We start from the raw sequence: 9918 nt of genomic DNA on the forward strand, positions 1-9918 counted from the left end.
GCTAATTATATTAACATGCATACTATCAAATATGCTGAGTAAATATAGCTAAAAATTAAAGACGCTTAGCTAAATCGTCGTGTAAGTTTTCGTAACCTGGCTTGTTAAGCAAACCAAACATGTTACGCTTGTATGCTTCAACACCTGGTTGGTTGAATGGGTTGATACCATTCAAGTAACCTGAAATAGCAATTGCTAATTCGAAGAAGTAAATCATGTAACCTAAAGTATGTTCACTTTGGTCTGGGATGTTAACAGTCATAACTGGAACACCACCATCAGTGTGAGCTAAAACAACACCTTCATAAGCGCGGTCATTTACGTAGTTCAAGCTCTTGCCTTCCAAGAAGTTAAGTTGGTCAAGGTTCTTTTCATCGCCTGGGATCTTAACGTCATGACGTGGGTTTTCAACACGGATAACAGTTTCGAACAAGTTACGCAAACCTTCTTGGATGTATTGACCAAGTGAGTGAAGGTCAGTAGTAAAGTTAGCACTTGATGGGTAGATACCCTTTTGGTCTTTACCTTCTGATTCACCCATTAATTGCTTGCACCATTCACCAAACATTCTTAAGCTTGGTTCATAGTTTTCAACAATTTCAATAGTGTAACCTTTGCGGTAAAGAATGTTACGAAGGGCTGCGTATTGGTATGGAGTTGTCTTTGATAAATCAGTGTCAGTGTAGTCAGCACGTGCATCAGCAGCACCCTTCATTAATGCGTCAATGTCAGCACCTGAAGCAGCAATTGGAAGTAAACCAACAGCTGAAAGAACACTGTAACGGCCACCAACATCATCAGGAACTACGAATTCTTCGTAACCTTCTGCGTCAGCTTCAGTCTTCAAAGCACCCTTTTGACGGTCAGTAGTTGCGTAAATACGCTTAGCAGCTTCTTCCTTACCATACTTCTTGATTAACTTGTCCTTGAAGATTCTGAATGCTACTGATGGTTCAGTAGTAGTACCTGACTTAGAAATTACGTTAACGCTGAAGTCCTTGTCGCCTAACCATTCAATCAAGTCATAAAGGTATGAGCCTGAAAGTGAGTTACCACAGAAGACAACAGTTGGCATACCGTTCTTTTCCTTGCCGTAGAAGTTGCTGTTCAAGAATTCAATTGCAGCTTGAGCACCAAGGTAAGAACCACCAATACCGATACAAATCAAAACTTCTGAATCTGATTGGATCTTCTTAGCTGCCTTCTTAATACGGGCAAATTCATCCTTGTCATAGTCAACTGGCAAATCAAGCCAACCACGGAAATCGTTACCTGCACCAGTTCCATCGCGAAGTTCAGTGTTAGCAGCATTAACCATAGCTTGCATTTCACTTAATTCATTTTCGTGAACAAATGGTGTTAGTTTACTACTATCAAATTTAATTAAACTCATAAATCTGCTTCCTAACTAAATAAAATATTTTTCACAAACCTATTTTAACAATCTTGATTTATAAATACCAGTACATTATAAGCGCATTCATGCTTTTTTGACAATCTTAAAAATTAAATAACCCAAAACCGCGCCACAAGTATTGAAAAAGACATCATCAATGTCACTAACTCCGGTCGCTAGCAAAAACTGCAAAGTTTCTATTCCTACTGAAAATAGCATCCCGATCAAAACAGTTTTCAGAAAAGTAGCTTTTTTTGAAAAAACAATTGGGAAAAGAAAACCAAACGGCACAAAGCACAAGACATTTCCTAAAGAATTATAAAAGAAATCCAACTGACTAGGGGCATACACTAGCTTCAATGTTTCTTTCATAAACACCAAATTAATGTCACTTAAGGGTCTTGAAAAATTAAAATCTAATTGCCACGGGAAGTAAGTATTTCTAAAAGTGGTTAGCATCAATACTAAAATTATGTAAAAGGCAAATAACCAAACGCTTGCTTCCGATTTGATAGATCGTCTACGGCGCACTAATAGAAGCCAGATTAAACGTACTACAGCAAAAATCAAAAAATAAAAAACTGTTTTATCCAGTGCTAATAAAGTTAATTTAACTAATGCAAAGTGATTAATATTAGTTGCATATTGTTTAGCTAAAAAACTATACAGTGGGCCCAAAAATAGCATGCCTTGCCTCTTTTCAAATTATTCAATTATAGATTATACCTATTTTCTTAATGAAAAATCTTAAAAAAGGGATAACTATTTGCAAATTATTGTTTTCATAGGATTGAACCAGTAAAATTAAAAGATGTTAAAGGAGCATTTATATGAAGAAACAAAAAATTATCAATTTCATTCAAACTAGACCCGGTTTCTTAACTTTGCTGGTTGCTTGTTTCTGGATGAAATATATTTTTGCGGCTTATTGTGATTTTAATTTGGGCCTAACAGACCCTTATCAACATTTTATTATGTGGCTTAGTCCCGTTGGCGCCGCTATCATCTTAATCAGTTTTGGTTTTTATATTCCCAAGCCCCTCATTTCCTACATTGCCATGTTGATTTTGGACTTTGCCAATACTGCTCTACTTTTTGCAAATATCATTTATTACCGGCAATTTTCAGATTTTTTAACTATAAAAACAATGACTAATGTCGGAAAAGTATCACAAGGACTAGGCAAAAGTACCGTAGCGCTGCTACACCCATCTGATATTTTAATCTGGATTGATTTGATCATTATCGTTACTTTGCTGATTATTCACAAAATCAAAATTGACCAAAAATCTTATGGCTTGTCTACGCCTTTTGCGATCACCTCAATCGGGGCATTTATTTTAACGCTTAACATTTTGCTAGCTGAAACATCGAGACCTCGTTTATTGCGGAATACTTTCGACCGCTCTTATGTCGTTAAATATCTTGGCATTGATACTTTTACTGCATATGATTGCTTCAAGAGTGCACAAAACGTCCAAGTTACTAAGAATGCTAATACTGCCGATTTAAATAAGATCTTAACTTTTACCAAAAATCAAAATGCTGCCCCATCTTCTTCATATTTTGGGATTGAAAAAAATCGCAATGTAATTATCATTCACTTAGAAAGTTTCCAACAGTTTTTAATTAATCTTAAAATCAACGGCAAAGAAGTTACTCCTTTCCTTAATTCGCTTTATCGCAATAAACATACCCTTAGTTTCGATAACTTTTATCACCAAGTTGGCCTAGGTAGAACCAGTGATGCAGAAAACATGCTAGAAACCAGTACCTATGGCATCCCTGATGGTTCATTATTTACTTCTTTAGGTTCAGAAAATACCTTCCAGGCAGCACCGCAAATTTTGCGCCAGGATGGTTATACTTCTGCTGTCTTTCACGGCAATGTAGGAAGTTTTTGGAATCGAAATGATGTCTACAAAAACATGGGTTATAACTATTTCTTTGACAAAAATTACTACAGCACCCAAGCTAAAGACGCAAGTGGCTATGGTCTTAAAGATAAGCTGCTTTTCGCTGAAAGTATCAAATACTTAGAGCAAATGCAGCAACCTTTCTATGCTAAATTCATTACAGTTACTAATCATATTCCCTTTAATTTAGACAAAGAAGATCAAGATCCTAATTTCAAAACTACTAACACGACTGACCAGACCATCAATAATTATTTTGAAACTGCTCACTATTTAGATGAAGCATTACGCGAATTCTTCCGCTATTTAAAATCATCTGGTCTTTATAAGAATTCCATGGTAGTCATTTATGGTGATCACTACGGTTTAAGCAATTCTGAAAATGAAACTTTAGCGCCAATTATTGGTGAAAGTTCTGACACTTGGAATACCTACAACAACGTTCAAATGCAACGAGTTCCCTTTATGATTCATGCCAACAATTTAAGGGGATCAATTAATCATGAGATTGCTGGTGAAATTGATGTATTGCCAACTCTAATGCATTTACTCGGGATCAGTAATAAAGATTACATTCAATTTGGTAGTGATATGCTTTCACCAAAAAGGCAAAATTGGATTGTCTTCCGCAATGGTACGATTGTCAGTTCTAGATACATTATCGTTGGTGGTAAAGGCATCAAAGGCGTAGTTTATGATCGGGTTAGTGGTAAACAAATTATCAATTTTACCCCTCAGGAGAAAAAAGAGATCACTGAATTAGCTCAAAAAGCCAAGGCTTCCCTGCATTATTCAGATTTATTAAATAATCATAATTTATTACGTTTCTATACTCCTGCTGGTTTTGTCCCAGCTGATCCAACCCAGTTTGACTATGCAGCAAATTATCAAAAGATGGTCGCTATTAACAAAGAATTAGCAGCTAATTCGACCTCACTTTACAGTCGTCATCACGGTACTACTACTAACTTATACCGGACAAATGCCCCTGAATTAAAAGGCCGCAAACAAGACATCACCCAAATCCCTGAAAGCATTAAAAATAATAAAGACGATAAGAAAGATAAAAATAGTTCTAAAAACGCAAATAATTAAAAATAAGGCACGGACCTATCAAGATCTGTGCCTTATTTGATATTTAATTCTTAGTTACAAATTGTTCATAACCCTTGTCATAGAAAACTACCGTAAAAGTGGATCCTTCTTCAGGTTTAGAAATCACTTCTACTTTACCACCGTGTTGCTTAATTAGCGATGACACAATTGCCAATCCTAACCCCGATTCACCGGTTCCCATTCGAGCACGAGAAGGATCTGCCTTAAAGAAGCGTTCGAAAATGTACTTGGTCTGCTCCTTGCTCATACCAATACCATTATCTTCAACTGATAATTGTGTGCCATGCTCAATTCGCTTGCCTGAAATAATAATTTCACCATTATGAGTAAATTGAATTGCATTTTGTACCAAATTTACCATTACCTGAGTAAAACGATCACGATCCGCATAGATCGGTAATTTATCTGGTACCTTTACAATTAATTTATCATTGGCCTTATCCGCATTTTGCTCTAGCTGTGACTTCAAATCATGCAAGATAGGTGCAGCATCAAAATTAGTCTTAATCAACATAATTTGATTATTGCGAATCTTTTCATAATCTAAGTTTTCATTAACTAGCCGAATTAATCTTTTAGTTTCACGCTGCATTAATGCAATTGATTTTGGCTTAGATTCTTCTGGTATAGCATTATATTGCAACCCTTCCAAAATACCATTAATCGTAGTTAACGGGGTTCGCATTTCATGAGCTGCGTCTGCCATGAATTGATCTCGGCGTTTTTCTTGCGCCTTCACCTCTTCATTAGACTGCTTCAATGCCTGGACCATTTTATTAAAATTCTCTGCCAGCTGGTCAATTTCATCACTATCTTTGTGCTGAATTTGCACATTAAAATTACCAGACGCAACTTTTTGTGTAGCCAGCGATAACCGCTTAATTCTTTTAGTTGAATAATATGAAATGATAAAACTCAAAATCAGTCCCACGGCTGCTGTAACTAGCAAAGCTCTTAGCAAATTACGCTTTGCCATCAAAATTGGTCGTTCCACATGATTAACTTTAGAACTAATCCAAGCAGCGCCAACCAGATTTTTACCATTCATCCACGGTACAAGTACACCAGTATATGCATCCTTAGTCGAAGCGATTGGTGAATTTTCATTATGATTATTTTGAATCCGAATTTCTTGACCATTTTTCAAAGTAGAAAAAACTTCTTTAGACAATTGAACTTTTGATCCAGTTTTTGGATAAATTTGTTCATTTTTATCATTAAAAATGCGTAAATGGACATCATCACCACGAAGAACAAACTCTAATTGGTTCAAGAAATTATTGCTAAGTAACGCTGTACCATTTTGACTGTCGACTTCTGCCAAATTTCCTAGAGAATTAGCATAGCCTTCCATCCGTTGATAATTCTGGGTGTAAGCCTGATTACGCGCATAATCAATTTCTGAATAACCAATAATCGAAATTGTTGTCACAATAATAAGCAAAAAGCCTAACATATTTTGGTAAATTAATTTCATTATTTGACCTGCGAATCATCAAATTTGTAACCCACGCCCCAAACAGTTTGGATTACCTTAGCACCAACTTTTTCTAATTTTTGCCGCAGTTTTTTAATATGGGCATCAACGGTTCTTTCTTCACCATAATACTCATAGCCCCAAACTAGCTCCAACAGTTGATCACGTGAAAAAACCTGTTTTGGCTTTTGGGCCATTGTGTAAAGCAAATCGAATTCTTTTGGTGTTAAATCCATTACTGGCTGATTATCAAATAAAACTTCTCGTCTATTCTTTGAAATTTGTAAATGATCAGTTGTAATTTCATAATCTTGATTATCTTTGTGCGGATTAGTTGGTTCTTCTTCCATCATTACCCTGCGATGCAAGGCCTTGATTCGTGCAATCAAGGCAATCGGACTAAAAGGCTTAGTAACGTACTCATCGGCACCAATTCCTAAGCCTAATACCTGATCAGATTCGCTTCCACGCGCAGTAAGCATAATTATCGGTACTGTTGGCGAAATTGCCCGTACTTCTTTAGCTACTTGAATCCCATCTTTTTTAGGTAAGTTCAAGTCTAGCGTAATCAGATCATACTTATCTGCATTTTCTTTAAACATATCGACAGCTTCGACACCATCGACAGCAATATCTTGTTGCCAGCCTTCTTTTTTGAAGAACATTCCCATCATTTCAGCAACAGAAGTGTCATCTTCAACCATTAATATTCTCAAATTCATTATTGATCCCTAAATCCTTTTGTTCTCTGACGTTTCACTTGATCAGGATCGACATAATCATGTGGCAATTCATGGCGCTCATACAGAAATTTCTTCAAACTTTTTTCGGTACAAACGATTGGCAATAAGATAAATAAATAAAATGTTAATAGCCAAATGAGAAAATAGCGATCCCAATTCAAATAGTGAATGATTACTCCCACCACTGCTTGAATAAAACCAAACAGGATACAATACCAACTTGCCCTCTTCTGAGCAAACTTAAAACTATCCTGGTTAACTTGCGCAAGATAAGATAAATAGCCATAAATTCGGTTAGGCTTTTTGGCTGGGTTAATCAACCAAATTATTCCTACCACCATCATAACTGAGCCACAAGCGACATAGATCACAACTTCTCACTCCTAATTCTGATAAATTTAAACGGTTATTCCTCACCCGGTGCAGACATAACTATTCTCATTTTACCAGTGAAAGTGAAATTCTTCATCTCATTTGGAATAATTAAATTAGTTCCGATCTTCAAATCATATGATTTGCCATCGGCTTCTAATTTTCCTTCACCTTTAATAATTGAAACTAAAAGATATGGATGATCCTTTAAGCCGGTCTTCCATGTACCATCGAGGTCAATTTGCCACAAATAAAAGTGTGGTGAAACAGGTGGTTCAACTAAAGTCTTGATTGCTGCATCTTGATCCTTATTAGTCTTAACATCTAGTTTAGGATCAACATGTGGCACAGTTGTAACATCAATTGACTTTTGCGTATGAAGTTCACGCTTTTTGCCGTCTTTACCAACACGATCATAATCGTACAAACGGTAAGTAACATCACTTGATTGCTGAGTCTCAATAACTAAACAGCCTTTAGTCAAAGCGTGGATAGTACCTGCAGGTACGTAGAAAAAGTCGCCAGCTTTAACTGGAACCTTTCTAAGTAATTTGTCCCATTCGCCCTTATGAATCATTTCAGCTAATTCTTCACGATTTTTAGCATGGTGACCATAAATAATATAAGCACCTGGGTCAGCTTGCATGACATACCAAGATTCAGTTTTACCAGAATCATTTTCTACCTTACGGGCATAATCATCATCTGGGTGAACTTGAACTGAAAGATTATCATTAGCATCTAAGAATTTTATTAATAACGGAAATTCTTTAGCCTTAGGATTACCAAACAGCTCTGGATGCTTTAAGTAAACATCTCTTAAAGACATCCCCTTAAGTGGACCAGCTGTTACAGTTGATGCATCATCTTTATAACCTGAAATAATCCATGCTTCACCGACTTTTCCTGCTGGAATATCATAATGAAAAATATCGTCTAATTTGCGTCCGCCCCAAATTTTTGGTCTAAAGTACGGGGTTAAAAATAATGGTTCCATTTAAATCACCTCAATTAAAGTATATACTTTAAGGCAAAATAAATGAAACCATTTTCTGCAATCTATGTATATCATTTAGTTTACATGTAAAGCTATTTATTATACTTATGGATGACTGTTGCTAATCTTTGCATCCCATCTTTTACCATCTTTAACGGACATGCCAGATTAATTCGAATAAAATCATGACCATTGCCCCGATAAACGCTCCCAGCAGAAATTATTAACCCAGTTTCTTTTTTAATAAATTCTGCTAGTTCTTGCGAATCAGTAGTAACTTGCTTTACACCAAGCCATATTAAATATGTAGCTGTACCTGAAATCACTTGAATTTCAGGGATATTTTCTTGGATAAAATAAGTAGCATAAGCAAAATTTTAATTTAATTGCTTTTTTAAAGCATGAAGCCACTCATATCCATGTTCATAAGCCGCAATTGTGGCTGAAATTGTCAGTAAATTAGGCTCAGCTAGTTTTTTTCTCTAAATCGTCCCAATCAATTGAATAACTTTTGCCATCAAAAACTAAATTGCTTGATAAAGCATGGCGTCCGTTATTTAAAATTGATTGTAAAAAATATTATAAACTGGTTCTTGCACTAACACATTGTCGCCCACATGAGAAATGCGACGCACAATTGAAGAAATTGCTGGCACTATACCTGTAGTAAAAATCATCCAGTCGGTTTGTGGCCGATGATGATGCTCAAGTTCATACCAATCAGCTACCACATTAAAATAGTCCGCTTGCGGAAATTCATAGCCAAATGCTCCCAGTGCAATTTTTGTTGCATTGCTGCAATAATTTCAGGCGCAGTTTTAAAATCCATATCGGCAATCCACATGGGCAACTCGCCCAGCTTTACATCCCACTTAACTGAATCGACTCTAGACCTATCTGGAGCATTTTCAAAATCACATTGCATATTTGTCACTAGTCCTTTGGTGTTTGATTTGTATCAGAATGATCAATCTTTACATTAATTTTTGGGTACTTAGTTTCAGTTCTAGTTGGATCAACTTTATTAGGATCAATAATTAAAGTATCAATTTCAGGGGCAACAATTTTACCAGAAACTGGATTCTTAATACTATCAATCCTGCTATTAAGTTCAACATCCAAATTAGAAACATACTCAAAAGCTAAATCAGTGTGAATTAATGAACTGTTCTTGATCTCAAGATGATCAATATAGTTCAATCCCTGATCACTTTCAATTCTACAATTAATTAGCTTAATATTGTCAGTATTCCAAGCTAAATATTCACCATCAATAGTGGAATCATAAATAGTAACATTGTTACAGTTCCAAAAAGCATCTTTGGAAATAAAGGTTGAATTATGGACTTCTACATTTTCTGCACCATCAAAAACATAATTTTCGATAACTGAAACATGATCAAGATAAATATTTTTACTATCTTTGCCAAAATAATCACCATTAATTTGAGAATTAGTAATTTTTATCTGATCACAAGTCCACATTGTTTCTTCTGCATCTGCAAAATGAACATTATCTAAAGAAATATTACTTGCACGTCTAAATAATTTGGGAGCTTGCAAGGCACTATTTTTAATTGAAATATTTTTGGTATATCAAATTCCAGAACGTGACATAGTTTCAAAAGTTGTATTTTCTATTTTTACATTTTCATCGTACCAAAGTGGATATTTCCATTTAAAAATCGAATTTTTCAAGGTAATATTTTTTGCTTCTTTTAAAGGAGATTCACCATTATCAAATGTCACCCCATCAAGAATAGCATCATTTAATCCATAAAGAATTCTTTCACCTGCAAAATACTTATTCTTATATTCAGTCATTAGAGACTGTAAAATAGTTTGTGTAAGGATGAATGATTCCTTAAATTTATTTCTTTAAACATTAGAAAAAGGAGTTC

The 9918-nt window shown here is 35.4% G+C and carries 7 protein-coding genes and 2 pseudogenes; 1 reads left to right on the forward strand and 8 read right to left on the reverse strand.

Translation table 11 applies throughout. The features are described 5' to 3' along the window. Positions 1–55: 55 nt before the first annotated feature. A complete protein-coding gene (locus Q0Y84_RS09560) occupies positions 56–1393 on the reverse strand; it encodes a glucose-6-phosphate isomerase (protein ID WP_297953063.1) in 1338 nt (445 codons plus the stop codon). A gap of 87 nt (positions 1394–1480) precedes the next feature. Beyond that, positions 1481–2083 carry a VanZ family protein gene (locus Q0Y84_RS09565; protein ID WP_297953064.1) on the reverse strand — a complete coding sequence of 201 codons (603 nt, stop codon included), beginning with the start codon at positions 2081–2083 and terminating at the stop codon, positions 1481–1483. Between the two features lie 143 nt (positions 2084–2226). Between Q0Y84_RS09565 and Q0Y84_RS09570 the strand changes: the two genes are divergently transcribed. Beyond that, positions 2227–4407 (forward strand): LTA synthase family protein, encoded by a 2181-nt coding sequence (locus Q0Y84_RS09570; protein WP_297953065.1) that lies wholly within the window; start codon positions 2227–2229, stop codon positions 4405–4407. 43 nt (positions 4408–4450) lie between these two features. On the opposite strand, the gene Q0Y84_RS09575 is transcribed toward Q0Y84_RS09570, so the two are convergent. From Q0Y84_RS09575 to Q0Y84_RS09600, 6 genes and pseudogenes are all read right to left on the reverse strand, one after another. Next, positions 4451–5905, reverse strand: coding sequence for a HAMP domain-containing sensor histidine kinase (locus Q0Y84_RS09575; RefSeq protein ID WP_297953066.1), 1455 nt, complete (start codon positions 5903–5905; stop codon positions 4451–4453). Beyond that, positions 5905–6627: a response regulator transcription factor gene (locus Q0Y84_RS09580; protein WP_297953067.1), complete on the reverse strand. Its 723-nt coding sequence runs from the start codon at positions 6625–6627 to the stop codon at positions 5905–5907. Before Q0Y84_RS09580 ends, Q0Y84_RS09575 begins: the two co-directional genes overlap by 1 nt. Beyond that, a complete protein-coding gene (locus Q0Y84_RS09585) occupies positions 6627–7019 on the reverse strand; it encodes an SdpI family protein (RefSeq protein WP_297953068.1) in 393 nt (130 codons plus the stop codon). The genes Q0Y84_RS09580 and Q0Y84_RS09585 overlap by 1 nt, the downstream gene beginning before the upstream one ends. 35 nt (positions 7020–7054) lie before the next feature. Continuing rightward, positions 7055–8017, reverse strand: a complete 963-nt coding sequence (manA, locus tag Q0Y84_RS09590) for a mannose-6-phosphate isomerase, class I (RefSeq protein WP_297953069.1) — start codon at positions 8015–8017, stop codon at positions 7055–7057. Positions 8018–8109: 92 nt separating this feature from the next. Beyond that, positions 8110–8942, reverse strand: a pseudogene (locus Q0Y84_RS09595) (hypothetical protein). Between the two features lie 8 nt (positions 8943–8950). Next, positions 8951–9841 (reverse strand): annotated as a pseudogene (locus Q0Y84_RS09600) (DUF3737 family protein). Positions 9842–9918: the final 77 nt, after the last annotated feature.

The organism is uncultured Lactobacillus sp. (genome assembly GCF_947367125.1).
Lineage (GTDB): Bacteria > Bacillota > Bacilli > Lactobacillales > Lactobacillaceae > Lactobacillus.

Coding starts and splice junctions, on each gene's coding strand:
- Q0Y84_RS09560 (WP_297953063.1), bottom strand. CDS start 1,393: ATGAGTTTAATTAAATTTGATAGTAGTAAACTAACACCATTTGTTCAC.
- Q0Y84_RS09565 (WP_297953064.1), bottom strand. CDS start 2,083: ATGCTATTTTTGGGCCCACTGTATAGTTTTTTAGCTAAACAATATGCA.
- Q0Y84_RS09570 (WP_297953065.1), top strand. CDS start 2,227: ATGAAGAAACAAAAAATTATCAATTTCATTCAAACTAGACCCGGTTTC.
- Q0Y84_RS09575 (WP_297953066.1), bottom strand. CDS start 5,905: ATGAAATTAATTTACCAAAATATGTTAGGCTTTTTGCTTATTATTGTG.
- Q0Y84_RS09580 (WP_297953067.1), bottom strand. CDS start 6,627: ATGAATTTGAGAATATTAATGGTTGAAGATGACACTTCTGTTGCTGAA.
- manA (WP_297953069.1), bottom strand. CDS start 8,017: ATGGAACCATTATTTTTAACCCCGTACTTTAGACCAAAAATTTGGGGC.